The following is a 22451-nucleotide window of genomic DNA, read 5'->3' on the forward strand; positions in this document are numbered from 1 at the left end:
CGGCGCCGGTTCCAGGCATGCGCCGGGGCCTCCCGCGTCAGGACGGACGGGAGGGCGGAGCGGCCGGACCGGATCGGTCAGGGAAGGAGGGAGCGCCTCGGGCGGCGGAAGGACGGCGAGGACGACATCGGGAACGGCTGACTATGGCCAGGACTTCCGTCCATCACGCCTCCTCCCGGTCTCGGCCGCGCATCGTGGTCGCGGCGGCACGGCAGGGGGAGACCGACGTCACCGCCCGTGCACCCCCACTCGTCAGAGCTTTGGCACTCCACGGCGTGTCCCTGGTCGATCCCGACGGGAAGCCACTTGGGGTCACCCCTTGAGCCGGGGAGACCTGTCCTGATCCGGAGCGTCTCTCGACGGGTGGGATCAGTGGCCTGTGTCCGTGAAGACGCCTCACCGAACGAGGTGTCTGTTCAAATCGGCCCCAGGATAGGACCTCGCGGTGCTCGCGGCGTAATCCTTGACCCGAGCTTGACCCCGGCCTGACCTGCGGGGGAGCCGCCGGGGCGCACGGCCGGGCGCGCGCAGCGGTGCTCCGGCCGACGGCCGCGGGGCCGAACTGTCCTGTGGCCGACCCCTGGTGACGCCGCGTCCGTCCGGTGCGGCGTGCGGCCGCACCGGACGACGAACCGGGTGTCGATCCCGGTCGGGAGTCCGTCCCCGAAGGTCAGCGGCGGCCGAACAGCCGGCCGAGCCAGCCGCCGGACGCCCGCTCCTTCGGTGAGCAGGCGCACCGCTGGGACTCGGGCACCCCGGCCAGCACCTGTTCGACGTGCATCCCGCACCCGGCGTAGGTCGATTTTCCGCAGGTGCGGCAGGCGACTCGACGGCACATGGCGTGCTCCCTTCCTTGGCCCCCCGGTGAATGGACTGACATGCCCCAATATACCCCCACCGGTATTTACCCTTCGGGTCTCGCCGGCGCCGACCTTTCGGGGCGTTTTCCCGGCGCGCATGAAAACCGTCCGAGGCCGTTCCGGCCCGGTGGGTGCGGGCGGGCGCCCGGCTCTCCGTCGGAGGCGGGGAACAGCAGCCGCCCGTGCGCTTTCCGTTGACGACACCCCGGCGCGGCATGTGAAATGGCACATGTCACCGATCACATGGGTCGAGGCTCATGGGTCGAGGTTCGAACCCCGGCTTTCGGCCGTGACTTTGAACGTTCAAATCGCCGGGTTCAACCCCACGATCGGCCGACTGCCCCCGAACCACGTGACGCAACGTCATTCCCCCACACCCCCCCACAGGAGCGCACGTGCGCCTACTTCCCCACCGCCTCGCGGCACCCCTGCTCGCGCTGGCACTCGCCACCACGGGCCTCGGAGCCCTCAGCCTCGGCGCGGCCGCCCCGGCCGCCGCCCTGGGCAACGGCAACGCCCTCACCCCGCCCATGGGGTGGAACTCGTGGAACTCCCTCGGCACCGAGGTGACCGAGGACCAGGTCGTCCAGACGATCGACTTCATGGCCGCCAACGGCCTGGTGGCGGCGGGCTACAACACCGTCACGATCGACGACGGCTGGTCGCTCTGGCACCGGGACGGCCAGAGCACCGACTTCGTCCGGACGCCGGACGGCTCGATGCAGCTGTACGATGCCGCCGGGAAGCCGGTCACCGGGACGGACGGCACCGGCAACGACCCCACCTCCGGCCACCTGATCCCGCGCCCCGACCACTTCCCGTCGCAGACCGTCGACGGCCGGACCGTCAACGGCATCCAGTTCCTGGCCCGGTACGCCCACAGCAAGGGCCTGAAGTTCGGCCTCTACGCCACCGACACCTACGAGACCTGCCAGATGCACCCGGGAAGCCTCGGCCACGAGAGTACCGACGCCGGCGACTTCGTCTCCTGGGGCGTCGACTTCGTCAAGTACGACGACTGCCCCTACGGCCCGCAGATCACCGGCCCTGACGGTCACAACTACTACACCCAGGGCGAGGGCAGGGAGCTCACCCGCTCCATCTACGCCCGCGTGCAGACCTTCCAGCGGGCCCTCGACGCCGCCTCCGCCGGCCAGGGCCGCCCGAAGGTCACCCTCAGCGTCTCCGCCCAACCCGCCCACACCGGTGTGCCCTACCTCCTCGACCCGGCCGACCCGGCCCGCACCGACCCGGTCGTCCAGGCCGCCGGGACCGCGCCGTTCACCGCGCCCGGCTACGCCCCGACGGGCGTGTGGTGCGGGCAGGTGGCCAACCTGTGTCGGATCGGCGGGGACCGCGACAGCGAGCTCGACGGCGTGCTGTGGAACGGGCAGCTGCAGACCGCCCTCCAGTATCCCGGCAACGTGCGTCCGGGCAGCTGGAACGACCTCGACATGATGTTCACCGGCTGGAACGACGTGTACGGCCTCTACGGCACCAGCGACACCTGCACCTGCCACAAGCCGTTCACCGACGACGAGTCGCGCACTGAGACCTCCGTCCTGTCCATGCTCGCCGCCCCGTTGATCTCGGGCGCCGACCTCCGTACCGCCGGGCAGTCGCAGCACAGCGCGAACGGCTACACGTGGTCCACGGGCATCGGCGCGTCGAGCCTCGCGATCCTCAAGAACGCCGACGTCATCGCCGTCGACCAGGACACGCTCGCCAAGCCCGCGACCCTGGTCGGGGCCAGGCCGGCAACCGCTACCGCGCCGGTGGTGCTGAAGCGGCAGCTGGCGAACGGGGACACCGCCGTGCTGCTGGTGAACCAGGACCCGAACAACTGGCAGACGGTCGGCAGCGACCTCACCTCGCTGGGGCTGACCGGCGGATTCACGTACAAGGAGCTGTGGACCGGTGCCACCGGCACGGTTGCGGCCGGCGGCGCGGTCGGCGGCACCTGGGTGGCCCCGCACGGTGTCGCGATGTTCCGGCTCACGCCGCAGGCCGCGACCGCACCGGCGGCGGTCGTGGGCGACGGAAAGTACCACGCGCTGAGCGCGGGTGGTACGGGAGGCCTGGTCCTGGAGGTCGCCGGCACGTGCGGATCGCCGCTCACCTCGGCCGCCGACGCCAACACCTGGTCGCCCACGCACACCTCCGAGCAGTGGACGTTCACGAGCAATCCCGACGGCACCGTGCGGATCAGCGACAACTGCGACACGGCCACCCAGGTCCACACCGTCCTGGCGGCGGGCACGTCGGCGGGCAACAGCGCCTACCTGCTGAACTACTCGCCGGGCAACCCGTGGCAGGAGTGGCGGGTCGGCCAGAACGCCGTGACCGGCGCGCTCACCATCACCAACGTCGCCACCGGGCTCGCCCTCAACGCCGGCGGCGGCACGGCGGGTTCGACGGTGACGACCGACGCGGTGAACGGCGCTGCCGCGGGCCAGAGTTGGAGTGTCGTCTCGTAATCCCACCCGGGCGCGTCGTGAGGGCGGCCACCGATGCCATCGGCGGCCGCCCCCACGACGCCGCTACTCGGGTGCCGAGGGCGCGGGCGGCCGGGGCGTGCGCCCCCGCGCGCGAAATCCCGGGGTCGCTCGGTAGTCTGCCGGGATGCCTTCATCGCACGGTAGGACCAGCGCGCCGCCCGACCCGGCGGATGATCGGGCGGTCGTGCTGTCGGGCTTCGGTCCCGTCGGCCGGGCCTACGCCGAGCGGCTGCTGACGAGGGGCGACGAGATCGCGCGCGACCACGGGGTCCGGCCAAGGCTCGCGGCCGTGCGCGTGGGATCCGCGCAGGTCCTGGTGCGCGACGGTGAGCCGGTACCGCCGCGAGCGGTGTGGGACCCGCTGACCGCGTTGGAGCACACCCTCGAACAGACCGGCGCGCACGCGCTGGTCCAGGCGCTCCCCTCGTCGCCGCAGGCGCAGCGGCAGGCCGCCGAGGAGGCCGCTCTGGCGCTGCGCCGCGGGGTCCACGTGGTCACGGCGACCAAGAGCCATCTGCTCAGCCACTGGCGGGAACTCGGCGACGCCGCGCGGGCGGGCGGCAGCCTGATCAGGATCTCCGGCGCCACCGGCGCCGCCCTCCCGACGGCGGACCTGGCGCGAACGGGCGTGCGCGGTCTCGGCTGCCGGTCGATCCGGGCCTGCCCCAACGGGACCGCCACCTTCGTCCTCGACCGCCTGGCGGTGGGCGACTCCCTGGACGAGGCGGTCCTTGAGGCGCAGCGCCGCGGCATCGCCGAAGCCGACCCCTCGGCCGACCTCTCCGGCGGCGACGCGGCGACGAAGGCCCGGCTGCTCGCGGCCCTGCTCTGGGGCTGGGACCCGTCGGCCGTGCGCGTCAGCACGGAGGCGGTGGACGCGCGGGCCGCCCGGGAGGCGGTGGCCGCGGCCGCCCGCGGGCAGCGACTGCGCGCCGTGGCGACCGCGAGTGCGGACCGCCCGCTGGTGGTCGAGGTCCGGCTGGAACGGACCGTCCCCGGCGACCCGTTGTACGCGCTGACCGGTCCGGAGAAGGCGGTCGTCTACGGCTGCTCCGACGCCGGGGACATCACCGTGAGCGGCGGCCGTTCCAGCCCGCTCGGCGCGGCGCTCGCGATGCTGCGGGACACCCTCGACGTGCTGGCGCCCCGCCGGCTCGGCTTCGGCTGAGCGGGGGCGCGGCGCGGGCGGTCTGTGGGCTTCCCCGGCGGGGCCGTACCCGGGACCATGGCGGGTGGGGAACGGGGGAGCGGTGTACCTGAGGGATCCGAAGACCAGGGCGGGGCGGTGGTCGCTGGCGCCGGTCGCGGCGCTGGCGGGTCTCGTGATGATGCTGGCGGGCGCGGCGCTGACCGCGGTCTGCGTGCTCACCATCGCCTACCCGCTGCGACTCGCCGGACAGCCGGGCCTGCTGACGGTCACCGGATGTCTCACCGAGGGCACCGGCAGACAGGCGCACACCACCTGCTACGGCAGGTTCACCGCCGACTCGGGCGCCGTGGTGGACCGCCCGGTCCCGTACGACGGCAGTCTGCGGGTCGGCGCCCGGCTGCCCGTGCAGTACGTTGCGTCCGAGGACGACTGCTACCGGGTCGGCGTCGCCTACACCGGCGTCCGGGTGCTCGGCATCGCGGTCGGGCTGTTCGGCACGGTGGCCGGCCCCGTCGGCATCGCCCAGGCCGTCGAGCTCGCCGCACCCCGACGGGCGGCACGCCGGCGCGAGGGCCGGCTGCTGCGGGGGGTGTGGCGGGTGCTCGTGGTCCTGTTCAAGAGCCTCGCCGCGGTCGCGGTGGTCTCGGGGCTGATCAGCCTGGCGACCTATCTGCTGACGGACTGATCAGGGGCACGGAGCGCGGGCCGCGACCGCGCGTCGGACCGTCAACCCAGCAGCGTGGGCGAGAAGTAGTCGCGCAGCCGGGCGATCTTCCCGTTACGGGTGCGGAAGATCTGGACCAGCGACACCACGACGTCCCCGCCGTCACCGTCACCGTCGAAGACCGTGTCGATCTCCGCGATGAACACCTCGGGGTCGGCGGTGGTGTGCAGCACATAGCCGGACTTCCGCAGGTTCGGCTTGCGGTCGTCCTTCGGCTGCCGCTCGTAGTAGGCGGCCATCGCGGTGCGGATCGCCTCGCGGCCCACGATCCGCCGCGGGAGGGCGGCGCCGTCGGGCATGAGCGGTGCCTCGAAGACACCATCCTCGGTGAAGGTCTCGGCCAGGGCGTCGGCATCGCGGGTCAGCGGTCCGGCGTGGACGTAGCTCTGGAAGATCTCCTGCGGGGTGCGGGACACGGCGGCCTCCCCGGGCTCGGTTGGAAGAAGAGGCCCATCCCATCACACCGTCGGGACTGCACGGCGAGCGCCAACCGGCTCTGGCGCCTGCCATCCTGACAGGGCGTACGCTCCGCCCTTACCATGCACACCTCAGGCCTGTCGTCGGACCGTGCCTTCGGCGGTCCGACGACAGGCCCGCGCATGCGCGCACCCCACCCTCACCACCACGTCCGGGAATGACCATGAGACGACCTGTGATCCGCGCCCTGGCGGCGGGAACAGCCCTGTTCGCGTTCGCCATGACAACCGTCGGGGGTGCCACGACGGCATCGGCCGACACCACGGCCATCGGCGCCACACCCACCGTCCTGACCGGCGCGCAGCTGGCGGCGTCCTGGGACGGCCCGCTCAGCACCCGGGGCCGGTACATCGTCGACGCCTCCGGCAACCGCTTCAAGCTGAAGGCGGGCAACTGGGCTGGCGCGCAGGGAACGTGGGAAGGCAGCGGCTCGACCACCGACCCGGCGAACAACCAGGCCGGCCAAGTCTCGTACAACCTCCCGCTCGGGCTGGACCGCGCGCCGATGGGTGAAATCCTCAACGGATTCCACCGGTTGGGCATCAACAGCATCCGGCTGCCGTTCGCGAACGCGCTGATCCACGACACCTCGACGGTGCCGGACGTGGCGGTGGCGGCCAACCCGCAGCTCAAGGGCAAGACCCCGCTGCAGGTCTACGACGCCGTGGTGACGGCGCTCACCGCCGACGGCTTCGCGGTCATCCTCAACAACCACACCACCAGCTACCGCTTCTGCTGCGGCCTGGACGGCAACGAACGCTGGAACAGCGGACAGAGCACCCAGCAGTGGGAGGACGACTGGGTGTTCATGGCCGACCGCTACAAGGCGAACAAGCGCGTCGTGGGCGCCGACCTGCGCAACGAGGTCCGCCGCGACACCTGGGACGACCCCAACTGGGGCATGGGCGACAGCCATGACGAGAACGCCGCCTTCGAGGAGGCCGGCAACAGGATCCTCCAGGCCGACCCCGACATGCTGATCATCATGGAGGGCATCAACTGGTACGGCATCCCGTCCGCCCTCTTCTCCCACGGCCGCCCGATGCTCACCCCGGTCGCCACGCTCTCCAACACCCTGATCAACTCCGGCAAGTTGGTCTACGCCGCCCACTTCTACGCCTACACCGGCCCGGCCAACACCGGCGCCGGCAGCGGCCCGGGCTCGACCAGCGACCCGCGTTACGAGGACTTCACGCCGGACCAACTGGCCTCGGTGGTCAACCAGGAGGCGCTGTTCGTCACCCAGGCCGGCCAGCACTTCACGGCGCCGGTGTGGGTGAGCGAGTTCGGCGCGGGCGGGCGCGGCTCGACCGACGCCAAGGAGCAGACCTGGTTCCGCAACTTCACCGACATCCTGGTCGCCAACGACACCGACTTCGCCGTCTGGCCGCTGGTCGGCTGGCAGAAAGACGGTGTGCCGCAGGACAGTTGGGCGCTGCTCTCGTACGACGCCAAGGGCGGGCAGCTGTCGTTGGAGGACCAGGGCGACTGGCGGGCCGGGGACTGGAACAAGCTGGTGAACGCGCCCTCGTACACCGGCCAGGTGGCGCGCTCCGCGCACTGGAACCAGCTCGACCTGGACCACGGCGACGACAACGTGTCGGCCCGCATGACGGCGCTGCCCGACTGGAGCGGCGGCAACCGCAAGGGCAACTGCCCCGACGGTGAGCGCCTGATAGGCCTCGGCCGCAGCGACAGCCGGGGCCTGTGCACCGACGCCGGCGAACCGGCTACGGGCGCCGGGGACTGGGTGACCGTCACCGACGAGCGGTACGTCACCGCGGGCGACTGGGCGTCCGGCTACAACAAGCTGCAGTGCCCGGACAACACCTTCGTCGTCGGATACTCGGTGCACAGCAACGCCATGTCCGCCCTGCTGTGCGCCCCGTCCGCCGCGAAGCTGCCGCTGAACGGCCGCGACGTCTGGTTCGACCACGCCGACAACCGCCCCTCGGCCTCCACCGGCTCCGACTCCGCGGCGAGCGACTGGGCGCCGGGCTACTACAAGGGCCAGTGCGCCTCCAACGAGTACGTGGCGGGCGTCGGTTACACCTGGCGCTGGCTCCACTACGGCGTCCCGGACGTCCTGCTCTGCCGCCCGCTCGGCTGAGTACATGACCGAATGGTGGCCGGCCTGCATCTCGCCGACCGCCACCCGGACGGTGGCCCGCACCCCCGTCGCCGAGGCCGCCGCCCGACCGCCGACGCGGAGGAGCCCGCCGCCCCGCCTGGCCGGCGGTGGGGCGGCGGGCACCTCGGTAGCCCCGGTTCACTCCGCCGCGGGCGGCCACGGGCTGTGCGCCGCGACCTGGGCGCGCAGCCCGCGCAGCGCCCGGGCGGAGGCGATGCCGACCGCGCCGCCGACCAGGCCGTCCCGTACACAGACGGCGGCGAAGCGGTGTTCGGCGAGGCTGCCGTCGACCACCTCGAAGCGCTCGGCGCCGCCGGGCCGGCCGAACACCTGGATCCGCAGCCCGTACTGGTCGGTCCACAGGTAGGGGACCGGCTCGTAGGCCTGCCGGGCGCCGTCCGGGCCGGCCAGCAGGTTCCGGGCGGCGTGCATCGCCTGCTCGGTGGCGTTGGTGCGCTGTTCGAGGCGTCGGCGGCGGCCGGTGCGCGGGTCGGGCCAGGAGGCGGCGTCGCCGGCCGCCCAGACGCCGGGGCCGGCGGCGCAGTAGGCGTCGCAGACCACGCCGTCGTCCAGCGGGACGCCGCTGTCGGCGAGCCACTCGGTGGCCGGCTCGGATCCGATGGCCATCAGCACGGCGTCGGCGGCCAGGTCGGAGCCGTCGGTCAGCCGCACGCCGACCGCCCGGCCGCGCCGTTCGAGCAGTGCCGTGGCCACGCCCCGGTGGATCCGCACCCCGTGCTCGCGGTGCAGGTCCGCCAGCAGCGCGGCCGTCTCGGTGCCCAGGACGGCGGCCAGAGGTGCGGTGGTGGAGGTCAGCCAGGTCACCTCGGCGCCGAGCCCGACGGCGGTGGCCGCCGCCTCGGCCCCGAGCAGCCCGCCGCCGACCACCAACAGCCGTACGCCCGACCGTAGTTCCTCGCGCAGGGCGAGGGCGTCGGCGAGGGTGCGCAGCACGTGGGCCCCGGGCAGCGGCGCGTCGGGGCCGGGGAGCCGGCGCGGGCGGACCCCGGTGGCCACGATGACGGCCTCGCAGCGCACCCGCCGGTCGTCGGACAGCTGCACGGTGCGCTCCCGACGGTCCAGGCCTTCGGCCCGTACCCCCAGGCGCAGGTCGAGCCGGAGCTCCTCCAGCGCCCGGGGGCCACGCAGGGTCAGGCGGTCGGGCTGCCACTCGCCGCCGAGCAGGTGCTTGGACAGCGGCGGGCGGTCGTACGGGAGTTCGTCCTCGGCCCCGATCAGGGTGAGCCGGCCGTCGTAGCCGGACCGGCGCAGCGCTTCGGCGGCGTGCAGACCGGCCGCGCCGGCGCCGACGACGGCCACCTCCCGAAGAGCGGTCACACCTGTTCCAGGCGGATCGCCGCGGCCGGGCAGACCGCGGCGGCGTCCTGGACGGCCTGGTGGAGTTCGGCGGGCGGTTCGGCGTCGAGCACGACGACGATGCCGTCCTCGTCGCGCTGGTCGAAGACCTCGGGGGCGGCGAGTACGCAGTGCCCGGCGCCGCAGCACTTCTCCTGGTCGATCTGGATGAGCATGGTCTTCCCTTCGGGACGTGGCCGGTCGGGGCCCTGGTGGGGGCTGACTCCGGTGGATGTTAGGCGCGTCGGGGTGCTTGCCACTCGGCGCTCGGTCGGGGCCCGGTAGGGTCGGGTCACCAGGCGATCGGCAGCTCGTGGACGCCGTAGACGAGCATCTCGCCGCGGAAGCGGATCTCCTCGAACGGTACGGCCAGGCGCAGTTCGGGCAGTCGCCGCAGGATGGTGTCGAGGGCGATCTGCAGTTCCAGTCGGGCGAGGGGCTGGCCCAGGCACTGGTGGACGCCGAAGCCGAAGGCCAGGTGGAGGCGCGCGTCGCGGGACAGGTCGAGCTGGTCGCCGTCCGGGAACTGCCGCTCGTCCCGGTTGGCGGTGTTGATCACGCAGACGACGCCCTCGCCCGCCCGGATCCGCACACCGGCCAGGTCGACGTCCTCGACGGCGACCCGGGTCAGGCCGGAGTGCACGATGGTCAGGTAGCGCAGCAGCTCCTCGACCGCCGCGGGGGTGGTCTCGGGGTGCCGGCGCAGGTGGGCGAGCTGGTCGGGGTTGCGCAGCAGGGCGAGGACGGAGAGCGCGGTCATGTTCGCCGTGGTCTCGTGGCCGGCGACCAGGAGCAGCCGGCCCATCGCGCCGATCTCCTCGGTGCTCAGTTCGCCGCGGGCCACCAGGCGGCTGAGGATGCCGTCGTCGGGCCGGCTGCGCTTGGCGTCGGTGAGCTCGACCAGGTAGTCGGCCAGTCGGGCCTGGGCGGTGGTGACGTCCTCGGCCGAGGAGTCGCGGCGCAGCAGGACGCGGCTGCACTCCTGGAAGAAGTCGTGGTCCTGGTAGGGGACGCCGAGCAGCAGGCAGATGACCAGGGACGGCAGTGGCAGGGCGAACTCGCGGACCAGGTCGGCGCTGGAGCGTCCTTCGGTCATGCGGTCCAGCAGGTCGTCGGCGATGCGCTGGACCTCGGGGCGCAGTGCCCCGACCTTCTTGATCATGAATTCGCCGGTGAGCATCCGGCGCAGGCGGGAGTGCTCGGGGTCGTCCATCCGGATGAAGGTGGGCTGACCGGAGTTCAGCTGCCGGGCGCCCGCGCTGATGAACGGGAAGCCGGGCCGGGTGGAGTCGGAGCTGAAGCGGGCGTCGGAGAGGACCGCCTTGATGTCCTCGTGGCGGGTGACCAGCCAGCTGGTCGAGCCGTCCCAGAGGGAGACGCGGCTGACCGGTTCCTCCTGCCGGGCCTGCCGGTAGGCGGGCGGCGGGGCGAACGGGCAGGCGCCGCGGGCGGCGGGGTGGGTGAAGCGTGGGGTCTTCGCGCCAGTGGCCATCAGGGGACTCCCCTTCTCGGAGCTGGGTGGGGGCCGGCGGTGCCGGTCGGGTGGGCCCGCGGGTGTGGTGGGGCAGGGCCCGGGCCATTTACGTGCCAAAAGCAACTAACTGAACGTCACGCTAACTCGCGTTCCGTGGCGATGAAAGGGCGCATCGGGGGACGGTCCAATCTGTCCGAAATCCGGTCACCGCTGCCCGCCACCGCCGCGGGCCGCACCGGATCGCTACAGTTCCCCCATGCCGGACGCCGAAGACGATCGGACCACCGCCTCCGACCTGGAGGCCGTACTGGCCTCGCTGGCCTACCTGCTGACGCGTTCGCAGGAGCACGAACGCCGTACCGCCCGGGCGGGCATCACGGCCGCCCGCTCGGACGTCTACCTGCTGCGCGCGCTCGCCGAGGCCGAGGGGGCCAGCCGGGTGAGCGACCTGGCCGACCGGCTGATGGTCAAGCCCTCCCACGTCACCCGGCAGATCGACCGCCTGCAGGGCCAGCGACTGGTGGAACGCACCCAGGACACGCTGGACCGCCGGGCCCGCCAGGTGGCGATCACGGACGACGGGCGGCAGACGCTCGACCGCCTGAAACAGGCCAACATCGCCGGACTCGCCAGTGCCCTGGACGGCGTCCCGGAGCCCGACGTCGCCGCCACGGTCAGCGTGCTGCGCCACCTGGTGGACCGCTACGTGCACCGGGTGCGCACCACCCTGCTGTCCGAGGACGACCCGCTCCCGGAGCGATCCGCGCCCGCCGCCGGTTGAGCGACGAGACCATCCGGGTACGTCCTTCGTCATGTCGGACGAGAAGAACCGCGCCGTGGCCGAGGCGATCCTTCCGCTGGTCGGCGGCGCCGCCAACATCCGCTCGGTCGCCCACTGCATGACCCGGCTGCGGCTGGGCCTGGCCGACCGCTCCCTGATCGACCACCAGGCGCTCAGCGCGCTGCCGGCCGTCCTGGGCACGGTCGAGGACGACACCTTCCAGATCGTCCTCGGCCCGGGCGCCGTCGCCGGAGTCACCGCGCAGCTGCGTCGGCTCCTGGACTCCGACGGCGGGACCGAAACGGGGAGCGCCCCCACCGCCGAGGCCCTCGCCGGGCGCGGCGAGCGGATCCGGGCGGAGGCCCGCGTGCGCAACGCGACCCCGGCGAAACGGGCGCTGCGCCGGATCGCGAACATCTTCGTCCCGCTGATCCCCGCCCTGATCGGGTGCGGGATCGTCGCCGCCCTCGCCGGGGCGCTCGCGAACCTCGGCTGGGCACCGTCACTGGTCACCGCCCTGGGGCCGGTCTCCGCGGGCTTCATGTCCCTGCTCGCCGTCTTCGTCGGCTACAACACCGCGAAGGAGTTCGGCGGTACGCCCGTGCTCGGCGGGGCCGTGGCCAGTGTGATCGTCTACGCGGGCGTCGCCAAGGTCGAGGCGTTCGGCCACCACCTCACCCCCGGGCAGGGCGGAGTGGTCGGGGCGCTCGGCGCCGCGCTGCTGGCCGTCCAGCTGGAACGGTGGACCCGGCGGATCCTGCCCGGCGCCCTGGACGTCCTGGTCACCCCCACGATCACCGTCCTGTTCGGCGGCCTGGCCGCCCTGTTCGGCCTGATGTTCGTCGCCGGGGAGATCTCCACCGCCATCGGCCACGCCGCCACCTGGCTGCTCGCCCACGGCGGCCTGCTCGCCGGGCTCGTGCTCGGTGGCCTCTTCCTGCCGCTGGTCATGCTCGGCCTGCACCAGGCCCTGATCCCGATCCACACCACCCTGATCCAGCAGCAGGGCTCCACCGTCCTGCTGCCGATCCTCGCCATGGCCGGCGCCGGTCAGGTCGGCTGCGCCGCGGCCGTCTACCTGAGGCTGCGCCACAACGCCTCCATCCGGGCCGTCATCAGGTCCGCGCTCCCGGCCGGCCTGCTCGGCGTCGGCGAGCCCCTGGTCTACGGGGTCACCCTGCCGCTGGGGCGCCCGTTCATCACCGCCTGCGTGGGCGGGGCCGCCGGAGGCGCCTTCGTCGGTGCCGCCGGCCAACTCGGCGGCGCGGTCGGCTCGACCGCCATCGGCCCCTCCGGCTGGGCCCTGTTCCCCCTGCTGGCCGGCCCGCACGGGATGGCCGCAAGCGCCGCCGTCTACGGCGGGGGACTGGTGACCGGCTATGTCGTGGGCTTCCTGGCCACGTACTTCTTCGGCTTCACCCGGGAAACGCTCGCCGAGTACAACGCCCGCGCCGCGGACCCCGCTGCCGCATCACGACGCTCGGCCCCTCCCGGGCGAACATCAGCAGCGCCTTCCGGCCGAGGTCGATGAGTGCCGCCCCCTGGCACAGCACGTCGTCCAGCCACCAGTCGTCCACCCGCAGGCCCCGGACCATCGAGAGCACCGCCGCCGGCCCTGCCAGCAGGTCCAGGTCGATCCCCACGGCACCGAACCGGGACAGGTACAGCTCGTACTCGCCGCTCTCGCGGACCACGACGAAGTTCGCACGATCAGCCACACGCCCACAATGGCCAACACCGGAATCGGGCCGCCACCGAATTGCTACCGGTCGGGCGCGGCGGTCTCGATGGCGGCGAGCAGGTGGGCGTGGACGGCGCCGGCGGCGTCGCGGGTGGCCGGGTCGGGGTCGTCCAGTTGGCCGGCGATCAGCTCGGCGGCCGCGGCCAGCACCGGGACCGGCACCGTGGCGGTGCGCAGGTGGAGCAGCTGGGAGGCGGCGCGCTCGCCGGCGGTGGTGGCGCGCGAGGTGGGGATGAGGTGCTGGAGGCCGCGGGGGAGCTGACTGGTCATCGGTCCATTGTCCCGGCTCCGGCGCGTTCTCCGATCCCTCACGCATTCCGTTCAGGGAGGAAGCTGGCTCGCTGGGCGCGTCCCGCCTTACGGTGGCGCCATGAGCGATCACCCGGAAGCGCCTGTCACGCCCGTCGAAGCCTATGAACCCCCCTACTACATGGCTGTCTTCACGGCGGTGCGAACCCAGGACCAGAGTGGGTACAGCGAGACCAACGCACGCATGGAAGACCTGGTGAAGGACATCCCCGGGTACCTGGGGATGGACTACGCGCAGACTCCCGGAGGGCTGGCCATCACCGTCGGGTACTTCCGCGACGCCGAGGCCCTCACGGAGTGGCGGTGCAACGCCGAGCACCGCGCGGCCCAGAAGCGCGGGCAAGCCGAGTGGTACCAGAGTTACACGCTGCACGTGGCGAAAGTGGAGCGGAGCCACGGGTTCATGCGAGCGTAGGTCCCGCAGCGCCCGAGGGCAGCGGTCGGGGAGCGGCGCGAGGGGGTCGCCGGTGCCCGACAGCGGTGCCGCGTGACGTGGCCACCCCTAGCCGTCCGTCCGCTTGATCCACTCGCTGCCGCCCAGCGGGTAGTCGTAGCCGGGGCGGTTGACATCGGCGCTGGTGCGGAAGGGGGTGCCCGCGTTGTCGATGCGGATGGTGCCGCGGCGGTTGCCGCTGGACCAGTCCAGCGTGAGGTCCCATCGGACGTCGTGCGCCTTGGTGTGCGCGGTGACGTAGAAGACCTCGGGATCGGACTTGCTGACCTTGTACGGGAAGTCGCGCTGGCCGCCCTGGACGGTGATCACGGGACTGCCCCTGTCGAGATCGATGTCGAAGGACTTGGTGCCGACCCCGCCGCCGCAGCCGACGCCCATCGAGTAGTCGTTCCAGGCGAGCGGCGCGCCCTTGGCCGTGATCCGTACGTGCAGCGCCTCCAGGACGACCGTGTCCGCTCCGGTGCCCTGGACGGTGAGGGCGACCTCCTGCTCACCGGAGGAGACCGCGCCGTAGGCGGCGGCCCAGCGTGGGGCGTCGCGCTCGGTGGCGGGCGGCCCGACCTGGGCGGGCGCGCTGTTGACGAGGAAGTGCTGGCTGCACGGGTCGGCGTAGACGTACGGGCGGGTGCCGACGGTGAGCGGCGCGGGCGCGTCGCCGGGCGGGGTGGAGGTGGGGGTGGGGGTGGCGGTCGGGCTCGAGGTCGCCGTCGCGTCGGTGCTTGCCGCGTCGGTGCTTGCCGCAGCGGTGCCGGTCGGGGGCGCAGTGTGGGCGGTGGGGGCAGTGGGGGCAGTGGGGCCGGGGACGGACGGCTCCGGTACGGCCCTCGGGTCCGTCGTCGTGGAACCGGCGACCGGCTGGCCGCCCGAATCGTTTCCGCCGCCCGAGACGGCGGGACGCATGACCACCACTAAGGCGGTCAGCAGGGCGACGGCCGCGGCGGAGGCGATCAGCGCGCTACGGCGGCGCCGTGGCGGAGCGGGCTCCGCCACCACCCCGACGACCGGCTCCCCGCCCGTCCTCCCCGTGGGGGGTTCCATCGCCGGGGCCGTCGATTCGGTCCGCGGCTGAGCGACTGGAGCCGGAGCCGGAGCCGGAGCCGGAGCCGGGGCCTGGGCCAGCGCCGTCTCCGGGGTCCGGTCTGGCCGGCGTCCCCGGGCCGCGTCCGCCAGGATCCAGCTCCGGTGCAGTTCCACGAGCTCTTCCGGGGTCGCCCGGCACACCCGTGCGAAGCGCTCCGCCGACATGTACTCATGCGGCAGCGCCGTGCCGTTGCAGTAGCGGTGCAGCGTCGACGTGCTCGTGTGCAGTCGCTTGGCCAGCGTTCCGTAGCTCAGCCCCGAGCGGGCCTTGAGCTCGCGCAGCAGCCGCGCGAACTCCTTCGCCTCCGCGGCCCCCGTGCCCTCCGACACCCGTCCCCTCCGTTCCCCCGGCGTCCCGTTCCAGCGTTCCAGGCCCGTTCCACTCCCGCTGGTCAGAGCCTCATTCGCCGTTCCACCCTACCCGTCGTGCCGCCAGGCCTGGCGGCTGGGACGGATCGCTCCGCAAGCTTCGGTCATCCGATCGACCCACCGTCCGAGCGAATGCCGAAAGGGGCACGACCACATGTTCGTCCGCACCTCCCGCACCCGTCTGATCACCGCTGCCGCGAGCGTCGCGCTCGCCGCCTTCTCGATCACCGCGTGCAGCGACAGCGGGGACATCAAGACGGCGACCGGCCCGTCGCTCAGGGCCACCGTGCCCACCGCGCCGGCCCCGACGTCCGCCAACACCACCGCCACCACCGGCGGCAGTGCCACCGCCTCCACCGGCAAGGCCCCTGCCACCGCGCCCCAGTCCACCGGCCCCAAGTCCGTCACCGGCACGCCCGCGCCGAAGGCCCCAGCAGCTCCCTCGGCCGCCAAGCCGACCACCTGCGAGGGCTCCAACACCAAGACCACCGCCGCCCCGCTGAACCGCCCCGTGAACCACATGCTGCTCACGGTCACCAACACCGGTTCGGGCACCTGCTACCTCTACGGCTATCCGGCCGTCCGGTTCGGCGAGGCCCAGTCCGTGCCCCCCGTCATCACGGATTCGAAGCCGCGGGCCGTCGTCACGCTCCAGCCCGGCGAGTCCGGTTACGCCTCCGTCAACCTGTCCTCCACCGACGGCAGCAACGGCTCGCACGGCTACACCGCGATGTCCCTGGCCGTCTACTTCCACGGCCCCTCCGGCAACGAGAGCGTCGGCGCCGCCGCCAACCCGCCGCTGCCCGCCAAGGGCGCCTACGTGGACGACTCCCTCAAGGTCACCTACTGGCAGCAGTCGATGGACGACGCCGTCTCCTGGTGACACCCGCACCGACCCGAGCTGAAGAGCCACCGCCAGCGCCCCGGCCCGGACGACAGAAAGGCACCCCACGATGCGCACCACACCCCGCAGGATCGCCCGGCTCCTGGCCGTCTACGCCGGCACGGCCTTCCGGATCCTCGTCCTGGGCCGTCCCGACGACCCGGACTTCGCACGGGACGCCGGCCTCACCCGACGCTGACGCCCCACACCCCCGTGCCCGGCCGTCAGCAGCTCCGCCCCGTCCTGGGGGCGTCCCTCGGACCGGGCGACCTTCGGATGGGGGTGATACCCCGGTAGGGGTTCCGGAGTGGATCCGGGCGCGTCCCGCCAGTGCCGACCGGCTGTCAACCGCGCCGTACCCGATCGAATGTCACAGTCCCGTCCCTGTCATGTCCTGGCGATTGTGACGCCGGAGATGCCACCAACTGCCTTCCTTCTGCCGTCCTTTGATCTGTTCGAGCACATCAGTGCGCACCGTCATCCAGGAGTCCATCATGTTCGTCCGCAACCGTCGTCCGCTGTTCGCTTCCGCCGTCCTGGTCGTCGGGGCGGGGCTGGCGTTGACCGCGTGCGGGCCCGACAACGCTGACACGGCCGGTGGCTCTCCGGCTCCCGTCGCCACCTCGGCGGCCGCCAAGCCGTCCACGGCGGCGTCCGGCCCGGCCTCCGGTGCGCCCACGGGGAGCAAGCCCACCGCAGGTGGTGCCTCGCACACCGCCACGCGCCCGGCGAAGACACCGCCCGGTGCGAGCCCGTCGGGCGGCACCCAGCCCGGTGGCAGCGGCGACGGGGGTGCCGGCACGGACGCCCGGCCGTGTGACATCCAGAACCTCACGGTCCAGGCCACGGCACGCTCCGGGGCCGCGAGCCAGTGGGTGATCGAGGTCCGCAACACCGGTACGGGCGTTTGCAGTCTGAGCTCCACCCCGGGCGTCGACCTGGGCAACTCCGAAGCCCGCGACCAGAGCAACAACATCAAGCCGATCCTCGCCGCCGGCACGCTGCGCTTCCCTGTGGCGTCGGGTCACAGTGCCTACGTGGTGATCGACCTCGACCCGAGCGGCGCCACCACCGGTACCACCCCGGGCATCAACGAACTCAACGTCCTGGTCGACGACGAGGGCACCAACATGCCCCTCGCCAACACCCGCAACTTCCCCCTTCCCAACGGCGTGCACGTCCTCGACCCGCAGATGGGCATCTACCGCTCCACCGTCGCCGAGGCCGTCACCTCCATGACCAGCGCGGGCAAGTAGCCCCGACCACACGTCGCACGGGTGGGCTCCGCCGCACCGCGACCGCCCTCAGGGCGAGGTGGACGCCTGCGAGCGTCGGCCGGATACAGCCGGTGTCACCCTTGGTGCCGCGGGTGTGGCCGATGTTGACGTGGATCTCCTCGGCGCCGAGGTCATGCCACCGGACCGAGGTGTACAACACGTCGACAGGCCGTCAACGGGTGCGTTGACGGTCGGCCCCAGGCCGTGCGTGCCGTGCCCGTGCGTGCCGTGCTCGTTCGTCGTCGGGATATCAGTGGTCTGCCGGTGACATGAAGGTGGGCGGGTGCAGGCTGGTGGGCATGACCGAGCTTCGCGCGTTCTCCGACGACGGCCGTCCCGTCACCGCCCTGGACGACGGGTCCGGGCCGGTCCTGCTGGTGGTTCATCCGGGGGGTGGGGACGCGACGTCCTGGGACGGCGTCGTCCGCTGCCTCGTCGACGACTTCCGCGTCGTCAGGGTCCGGCGGCGGATCTACGGCCCCGGCGCGGACATCGCCCTGCCGCACTCGATGGCCGTCGAGGCTGCCGACGTCCTCGCCGTCGCGGACCTCCTGACGCCGCCGGTGCTCCTGGTGGGGCACTCCTCGGGCGCCGTGGCCGCGCTGGAGGCCGCCCTCCTGAGGCCGTCGGCGTTCGCCGGACTCGTCCTCTACGAACCACCCATCCCGACCAGTCGGTTGGTCGCAGGACCGGCGGGAGCGCGGGCCCGCGCAGCGCTCGAGGCCGGCGACCCGGTCGAGGCGACGCGGATCCACATGGGGGAGATCGTGCGTGTGCCCGCGTACCTGGTCGATGCCATGTTCGCCGACGGGCACCTGCGGGAGACACTGTGCACGTACGCGGCGGCGCAGATCGCGGAGGACGAGGCACTCGACGCCCTCGGCACCGGTATCGACCGGTTCGCGGCACTCGGAACCCCGACGACCCTGATCGAGGGCGACCTCAGCCCCGACCACCTGCGCGAACGCCTGGCCGACCTGGCCGGTGTCCTGCCGCAGGCGCGGGTCGTCACCCTTACCGGCCAGGGGCACTCCGCCCACCTCACCGCCCCCGACGCGCTGGCCGCCACCATTCGGGACGCGGCGGCTCGAAGTGGGCCTTCGTCCGACGCCGACTGCTAATCGCCCGTCAATACCCGCACGTTCTTGGAGCGCAGGCGGTCGGCCTTCGTGGAACCCCAGGTCAGGGCCGATTGTCAGTGTCTCCTCGTAGTGTGGAAACAACGCTGGAGGGAACGCCGGAAAGGCGTCGAAAGGGCGTTGGAAAAGGGGTAGAGGTATGTCTGCGAACAGGATCAAGCACAAGGTCAACCACGTTTCGCTCGTGGTCGACAAGTCCGGCTCGATGCGTCAGCACGCGGCGCAACTCGTCCGTGTGGTCGACGAGTTCGTGAAGGGTCTGCAGGAGGAGTCCGACCGGCTCGGCCACGAGACCCGCATCAGCCTGTACGCCTTCGACCACGAGGTGCAGAACCTGGTCTGGGACATGGACGTCAAGCACCTGCCGTCCCTACGGGGCCTCTACAAGGTCGACAACGGTGCGACGGCGCTGATCGAGGCGGCCGTGAAGTCCGTCGACGACCTGAAGAACATCTGGGAAGGGTACGGGGAGCACTCCTTCCTCCAGGTCGTCGTCACCGACGGCGAGGAGAACGCCTCCGGCTGCTCGGAGAGCGGCCAGATGCACACCCGCATGAACGCCGGCAAGGGCACCGCCGTCCTGCGCAGTTGGATCAGCCGCATCCAGGGCGCCATGGACGACCTTCCCGACCACTGGACCTCGGCGATCCTGGTCCCGAACTCCCTGGCCAAGCGCACCGCCCAGGAGTACGGCTTCCCGGCGGGCAACATCGCGATCTGGGACGCGGACTCCAGCCAGGGCGTCGAGGAGGCCATCGGCACCGTCAAGTCGGCCGCCACGAGCTTCCTGCGGGGCCGCGAGCAGGGCGTGCGCGGCACCAAGAACCTCTTCGCCATGGGCCAGGACCTGAACACCGCCGAGGTGAAGGCCAACCTCGACGCCCTGGACACCGGCAAGTACATCCTGATCCCGGTCGACCAGCAGACCTCGATCCGCGAATTCGTCACCAGCGCCGGCCACACCTACAAGACCGGCTGCGCCTTCTACGAGCTGTCCAAGCGCGAGAAGATCCAGGGCAACAAGCAACTCGCCGTGGCGGAGAAGGACCCGGCCACCGGCCGGATGACCGGCAGGGTGTTCTCGGGCCCGGCGGCCCGTCAGCTCCTCGGCCTGCCGAATGCGGAGGCCACGGTGAAGCCGGGCGAGAACCCGTCGTACACCCTGTTCGTCCAGTCGACCTCCGTCAACCGGAAGCTGGTGCCGGGTACCAAGCTGCTCGTCATGCTGTAACCGGGAACCGGGAACCGCAATCCGGTCACGGATTCGGCGGAGGCCGCCGACTCCATGCCCTCACGCCGAAAGCCGTCTCCCGCCTTCCATGGCACCCATCCGGAAGGCCGGGCGCCCGTGACCCGCCGTGGGACCGGCCCGACGGGCTCAGCGCGGCCGCAGCCCGTCGAAGACCACCTCGAAGATCCGCTCCCGCGCCGCCGGTTCGTCCCCGAGCTGCTCCATCGTGGCGCCCGTGCCGACCAGCAGGGCGATCAGCTCGGGCAGGCCCAGGTCCGGGCGGACGGCTCCGGCCCGCTGGGCTTCGGCCAGCAGGTCGGCCAACTGTGCCCGCATCGCCGCGCTCGACTCCTGCAACGAGGCGTGCACGTCCACCCCGGCTGCGGCGAGCGTCCGCGTGAACTCGCCCTTGCCCGCGGACTGCTCGACCACCAGGCGGAAGCACGCGAAGAAGGCCTCGGCGGGCTCGGCCCGGGCGATCAGCTCCGCCGTGCGGGCCGTGATCGTCTCCAGCCTGCGCACCACCACGGCCTCCAGCAGCGCTTCCTTGGTGGGGAAGTGCCGGAACAGCGTGCCGACCCCGACCCCGGCGGCGCGGGCGATCTCCTCGGTCGGCACCCCCGCGCCGCGGGTGGTGAACACCTGTGTGGCGATGTCCAGCAGCCTGGCCCGGTTGCGGGCCGCGTCCGCCCGCAACGGCTTCTCCTGAGCGCCGCTCATTCGGCTCGTCTCCTCTCCCGCTCACGGCGGATCCACCCCTGGACAACCGGAGTGCCCAGTCCGTATCGTTGAATCGGACTCTCCAGTCCGATTCTAGTCGCAAGTCGATAGGGGTTGATCATGGCCGGAACGCCGTCGCCGCGTGACGTCTTCCTCAAGTTGCTGGAGGGCATCACCGCAGGGAGGTTCTCGGAGCTGGCCGAGCTCTACTCCGAGGGTGCCGTGGTGGAGGTCGCCTTCCAGCCGGTCGGGCCGCGCCGCATCGAGGGGCGGGCCGCGCTCGCGAAGCGGTTCGCCGAGGTCGCCGCGCATTCGCCCCTGGAGCTCGCCGCGACGAACGTGGTGATCCGCGCGACCGACGATCCGGAGGTCGTCGTCTCCGAGTTCGACTACCGGGTGCGCCACCGGACCACTGGACGGACCTTCGAGGCCGCCAACATCCAGGTGCTGAGAGTCCGCGACGGCCTGATCGTCCACAGTCGCGACTTCCACGACCACCTGGCCCTCGCCGCGGCCGGTGGCGGCCTGCCCCAACTCGTGGCGGCACTCGAAGGAGATGGATGTGAACAGCCGTAGCGGCGGTGAACGCCGCGCATTCTTGCGGGGGGCCTGCTCTTGGCGGGGGACGGGCTTCTGGCTCCTTTTGTAACCCTTACGATTTGTCAGAACGGTTAGTGGATTAGGGTGGTCGCCATGACCCGTGAGATCCGCAGGACCACGATGCCCGCCGTCGCCTACCGCAAGAGCCTGCCGATCGACGACCCCGAGAGCCTGGTCGACGTCGAGCTCCCGATCCCCGAGCCCGGCCCGCGCGACCTGCTGGTCCGGGTCGAGGCCGTGGCCGTCAACCCGATCGACTGCAAGGTCCGGCACAACACCGACCCGGCCGGCGAACCCAAGGTGCTGGGCTGGGACGCGGCAGGCACGGTCGTCGCCGTCGGCAGCGACGTGCGGCTGTTCCGGGCCGGCGACGAGGTCTACTACGCCGGCGCCATCGACCGCCCCGGCGCCAACTCCCGCTACCACACCGTCGACGAGAGCCTGGTCGGGCGCAAGCCCGTCTCCCTTTCGTTCGCCGAGGCGGCAGCGCTGCCGCTGACCTCGCTCACCGCCTGGGAGGGCTTGTTCGAGCGGCTCGGGCTGCGCACCGGCGCCCTGGAGCAGACCGGCACGCTGCTGGTGACAGCGGCCGCGGGCGGCGTCGGCTCGATGGTGGCCCAGCTGGCGCGTGCCCTCACCAGCCTCACCGTGATCGGCACCGCCTCCCGCCCGGAGACGGCCGCGTTCGCCCGTCGCATGGGCGTCGACCATGTCGTCGACCACATGAAGCCGCTCGCCCCGCAACTCGCCGAGGTCGCGCCCGGCGGCGTCGACCACGTCTTCAGCACGACCGGGACGGAGGGCAACCTCTCCGTCTACGCGGAGGTGCTCAAGCCGTTCGGCCGGATCGTCGCCATCGACGACATCGACTCCCTGCCGATGGGCCTGCTCAAGGCGAAGAGCATCGCGTTCCACTGGGAGTCGATGTACACGCGCTCACGGTTCGCGACCGTCGACCGGGCCATGCAGCACCACATCCTCACCCAGGTGGCGCGCTTGGTGGACGCCGGCATCCTCCGCACCACCGCCACCCGGGACCTCGGGCCCGTCGACGCCGCCAACCTCCGCGAGGCGCACCGGCTGCAGGAGTCCGGCGCCGCCGTCGGGAAGACGACGCTCACGTGGTTCTGAACGTCCTTCAGGTGAGCAGTGTCGCCTGATGCGGGAGTTGCCGCTCCCGACCGCGCGGGCCGCCGA

22 protein-coding genes and 1 riboswitch are annotated in these 22451 nt (G+C 72.2%); of the genes, 14 read left to right on the forward strand and 8 right to left on the reverse strand.

Annotation, left to right across the window (positions count from 1 at the left end):
• Positions 1-236: 236 nt before the first annotated feature.
• A riboswitch (M-box (ykoK) riboswitch) is annotated at positions 237-415 on the reverse strand.
• Between the two features lie 255 nt (positions 416-670).
• Positions 671-838 (reverse strand): hypothetical protein, encoded by a 168-nt coding sequence (locus tag ABZW30_RS26430; RefSeq protein ID WP_355673683.1) that lies wholly within the window; start codon positions 836-838, stop codon positions 671-673.
• A 417-nt stretch (positions 839-1255) separates the two neighbouring features.
• Here ABZW30_RS26430 and ABZW30_RS26435 point away from each other — a divergent pair, with 417 nt between their 5' ends.
• The 3 genes from ABZW30_RS26435 (at position 1256) to ABZW30_RS26445 (ending at position 5193) form a co-directional block, all read left to right on the forward strand.
• Entirely contained in the window at positions 1256-3337 is a 2082-nt protein-coding gene (locus ABZW30_RS26435) for an alpha-galactosidase (protein WP_355673684.1), read from the forward strand.
• A 145-nt stretch (positions 3338-3482) separates the two neighbouring features.
• The gene (locus ABZW30_RS26440) at positions 3483-4526 is read left to right on the forward strand and encodes a homoserine dehydrogenase (RefSeq protein ID WP_355673685.1); all 1044 of its coding nucleotides are present in this window, start codon (positions 3483-3485) and stop codon (positions 4524-4526) included.
• An 82-nt stretch (positions 4527-4608) separates the two neighbouring features.
• Positions 4609-5193, forward strand: a complete 585-nt coding sequence (locus ABZW30_RS26445; protein ID WP_355673686.1) for a hypothetical protein — start codon at positions 4609-4611, stop codon at positions 5191-5193.
• A gap of 41 nt (positions 5194-5234) precedes the next feature.
• Here ABZW30_RS26445 and ABZW30_RS26450 read toward each other — a convergent pair whose 3' ends face one another.
• Positions 5235-5648 (reverse strand): nuclear transport factor 2 family protein, encoded by a 414-nt coding sequence (locus ABZW30_RS26450; RefSeq protein ID WP_355673687.1) that lies wholly within the window; start codon positions 5646-5648, stop codon positions 5235-5237.
• 224 nt (positions 5649-5872) lie between these two features.
• Here ABZW30_RS26450 and ABZW30_RS26455 point away from each other — a divergent pair, with 224 nt between their 5' ends.
• Positions 5873-7819 carry a cellulase family glycosylhydrolase gene (locus ABZW30_RS26455; RefSeq protein ID WP_355673688.1) on the forward strand — a complete coding sequence of 649 codons (1947 nt, stop codon included), beginning with the start codon at positions 5873-5875 and terminating at the stop codon, positions 7817-7819.
• 159 nt (positions 7820-7978) lie between these two features.
• On the opposite strand, the gene ABZW30_RS26460 is transcribed toward ABZW30_RS26455, so the two are convergent.
• The 3 genes from ABZW30_RS26460 to ABZW30_RS26470 form a co-directional block, all read right to left on the reverse strand.
• Entirely contained in the window at positions 7979-9178 is a 1200-nt protein-coding gene (locus ABZW30_RS26460) for an FAD-dependent oxidoreductase (protein WP_355673689.1), read from the reverse strand.
• Positions 9175-9372: a ferredoxin gene (locus tag ABZW30_RS26465; protein ID WP_355673690.1), complete on the reverse strand. Its 198-nt coding sequence runs from the start codon at positions 9370-9372 to the stop codon at positions 9175-9177. Before ABZW30_RS26465 ends, ABZW30_RS26460 begins: the two co-directional genes overlap by 4 nt.
• 116 nt (positions 9373-9488) lie before the next feature.
• Positions 9489-10688, reverse strand: coding sequence for a cytochrome P450 (locus ABZW30_RS26470; protein ID WP_355673691.1), 1200 nt, complete (start codon positions 10686-10688; stop codon positions 9489-9491).
• Positions 10689-10926: 238 nt separating this feature from the next.
• Between ABZW30_RS26470 and ABZW30_RS26475 the strand changes: the two genes are divergently transcribed.
• Both ABZW30_RS26475 and ABZW30_RS26480 read left to right on the forward strand, forming a co-directional pair.
• Positions 10927-11451, forward strand: coding sequence for a MarR family transcriptional regulator (locus ABZW30_RS26475; RefSeq protein WP_355673692.1), 525 nt, complete (start codon positions 10927-10929; stop codon positions 11449-11451).
• A 31-nt stretch (positions 11452-11482) separates the two neighbouring features.
• On the forward strand, positions 11483-12982 hold the full coding sequence (locus ABZW30_RS26480) for a PTS transporter subunit EIIC (protein WP_355673693.1): 1500 nt from the start codon (positions 11483-11485) through the stop codon (positions 12980-12982).
• A 231-nt stretch (positions 12983-13213) separates the two neighbouring features.
• On the opposite strand, the gene ABZW30_RS26485 is transcribed toward ABZW30_RS26480, so the two are convergent.
• Entirely contained in the window at positions 13214-13462 is a 249-nt protein-coding gene (locus tag ABZW30_RS26485; RefSeq protein WP_355673694.1) for a hypothetical protein, read from the reverse strand.
• A 100-nt stretch (positions 13463-13562) separates the two neighbouring features.
• On the opposite strand from ABZW30_RS26485, the gene ABZW30_RS26490 reads away from it, so the two are divergent.
• On the forward strand, positions 13563-13916 hold the full coding sequence (locus tag ABZW30_RS26490; protein ID WP_355673695.1) for an antibiotic biosynthesis monooxygenase: 354 nt from the start codon (positions 13563-13565) through the stop codon (positions 13914-13916).
• A gap of 87 nt (positions 13917-14003) precedes the next feature.
• Here ABZW30_RS26490 and ABZW30_RS26495 read toward each other — a convergent pair whose 3' ends face one another.
• Positions 14004-15365, reverse strand: coding sequence for a helix-turn-helix transcriptional regulator (locus ABZW30_RS26495; protein WP_355673696.1), 1362 nt, complete (start codon positions 15363-15365; stop codon positions 14004-14006).
• 193 nt (positions 15366-15558) lie between these two features.
• Between ABZW30_RS26495 and ABZW30_RS26500 the strand changes: the two genes are divergently transcribed.
• From ABZW30_RS26500 to ABZW30_RS26520, 5 genes are all read left to right on the forward strand, one after another.
• Entirely contained in the window at positions 15559-16287 is a 729-nt protein-coding gene (locus ABZW30_RS26500; RefSeq protein ID WP_355673697.1) for a DUF4232 domain-containing protein, read from the forward strand.
• Between the two features lie 70 nt (positions 16288-16357).
• Positions 16358-16486, forward strand: a complete 129-nt coding sequence (locus ABZW30_RS26505) for a hypothetical protein (RefSeq protein WP_355673698.1) — start codon at positions 16358-16360, stop codon at positions 16484-16486.
• A 295-nt stretch (positions 16487-16781) separates the two neighbouring features.
• Positions 16782-17543, forward strand: a complete 762-nt coding sequence (locus ABZW30_RS26510; RefSeq protein WP_355673699.1) for a DUF4232 domain-containing protein — start codon at positions 16782-16784, stop codon at positions 17541-17543.
• A gap of 320 nt (positions 17544-17863) precedes the next feature.
• Complete coding sequence (locus ABZW30_RS26515; protein ID WP_355673700.1) at positions 17864-18685, forward strand: alpha/beta hydrolase; 822 nt, start codon at positions 17864-17866, stop codon at positions 18683-18685.
• A 157-nt stretch (positions 18686-18842) separates the two neighbouring features.
• Positions 18843-19934, forward strand: coding sequence for a vWA domain-containing protein (locus ABZW30_RS26520; protein WP_355673701.1), 1092 nt, complete (start codon positions 18843-18845; stop codon positions 19932-19934).
• 147 nt (positions 19935-20081) lie between these two features.
• On the opposite strand, the gene ABZW30_RS26525 is transcribed toward ABZW30_RS26520, so the two are convergent.
• The gene (locus ABZW30_RS26525) at positions 20082-20654 is read right to left on the reverse strand and encodes a helix-turn-helix domain-containing protein (RefSeq protein WP_355673702.1); all 573 of its coding nucleotides are present in this window, start codon (positions 20652-20654) and stop codon (positions 20082-20084) included.
• Between the two features lie 120 nt (positions 20655-20774).
• On the opposite strand from ABZW30_RS26525, the gene ABZW30_RS26530 reads away from it, so the two are divergent.
• Together ABZW30_RS26530 and ABZW30_RS26535 are read left to right on the forward strand one after the other, a co-directional pair.
• Positions 20775-21230: a nuclear transport factor 2 family protein gene (locus ABZW30_RS26530; RefSeq protein ID WP_355673703.1), complete on the forward strand. Its 456-nt coding sequence runs from the start codon at positions 20775-20777 to the stop codon at positions 21228-21230.
• Positions 21231-21374: 144 nt separating this feature from the next.
• Entirely contained in the window at positions 21375-22385 is a 1011-nt protein-coding gene (locus ABZW30_RS26535; protein ID WP_355673748.1) for a zinc-binding alcohol dehydrogenase family protein, read from the forward strand.
• The last annotated feature ends 66 nt before the right edge of the window (positions 22386-22451 follow it).

Source organism: Kitasatospora sp. NPDC004669 (assembly GCF_040609455.1).
Classification (GTDB): Bacteria; Actinomycetota; Actinomycetes; order Streptomycetales; family Streptomycetaceae; genus Kitasatospora.

Bases quoted from the DNA above. Each gene is read 5' to 3' on its own strand.
- ABZW30_RS26490 (WP_355673695.1), top strand. From the start codon at position 13,563: ATGAGCGATCACCCGGAAGCGCCTGTCACGCCCGTCGAAGCCTATGAA.
- ABZW30_RS26430 (WP_355673683.1), bottom strand. From the start codon at position 838: ATGTGCCGTCGAGTCGCCTGCCGCACCTGCGGAAAATCGACCTACGCC.
- ABZW30_RS26525 (WP_355673702.1), bottom strand. From the start codon at position 20,654: ATGAGCGGCGCTCAGGAGAAGCCGTTGCGGGCGGACGCGGCCCGCAAC.
- ABZW30_RS26485 (WP_355673694.1), bottom strand. From the start codon at position 13,462: ATGACCAGTCAGCTCCCCCGCGGCCTCCAGCACCTCATCCCCACCTCG.
- ABZW30_RS26510 (WP_355673699.1), top strand. From the start codon at position 16,782: ATGTTCGTCCGCAACCGTCGTCCGCTGTTCGCTTCCGCCGTCCTGGTC.
- ABZW30_RS26530 (WP_355673703.1), top strand. From the start codon at position 20,775: ATGGCCGGAACGCCGTCGCCGCGTGACGTCTTCCTCAAGTTGCTGGAG.
- ABZW30_RS26470 (WP_355673691.1), bottom strand. From the start codon at position 10,688: ATGGCCACTGGCGCGAAGACCCCACGCTTCACCCACCCCGCCGCCCGC.
- ABZW30_RS26535 (WP_355673748.1), top strand. From the start codon at position 21,375: ATGCCCGCCGTCGCCTACCGCAAGAGCCTGCCGATCGACGACCCCGAG.
- ABZW30_RS26475 (WP_355673692.1), top strand. From the start codon at position 10,927: ATGCCGGACGCCGAAGACGATCGGACCACCGCCTCCGACCTGGAGGCC.
- ABZW30_RS26480 (WP_355673693.1), top strand. From the start codon at position 11,483: ATGTCGGACGAGAAGAACCGCGCCGTGGCCGAGGCGATCCTTCCGCTG.
- ABZW30_RS26465 (WP_355673690.1), bottom strand. From the start codon at position 9,372: ATGCTCATCCAGATCGACCAGGAGAAGTGCTGCGGCGCCGGGCACTGC.
- ABZW30_RS26440 (WP_355673685.1), top strand. From the start codon at position 3,483: ATGCCTTCATCGCACGGTAGGACCAGCGCGCCGCCCGACCCGGCGGAT.
- ABZW30_RS26520 (WP_355673701.1), top strand. From the start codon at position 18,843: ATGTCTGCGAACAGGATCAAGCACAAGGTCAACCACGTTTCGCTCGTG.
- ABZW30_RS26515 (WP_355673700.1), top strand. From the start codon at position 17,864: ATGACCGAGCTTCGCGCGTTCTCCGACGACGGCCGTCCCGTCACCGCC.
- ABZW30_RS26455 (WP_355673688.1), top strand. From the start codon at position 5,873: ATGAGACGACCTGTGATCCGCGCCCTGGCGGCGGGAACAGCCCTGTTC.
- ABZW30_RS26505 (WP_355673698.1), top strand. From the start codon at position 16,358: ATGCGCACCACACCCCGCAGGATCGCCCGGCTCCTGGCCGTCTACGCC.
- ABZW30_RS26500 (WP_355673697.1), top strand. From the start codon at position 15,559: ATGTTCGTCCGCACCTCCCGCACCCGTCTGATCACCGCTGCCGCGAGC.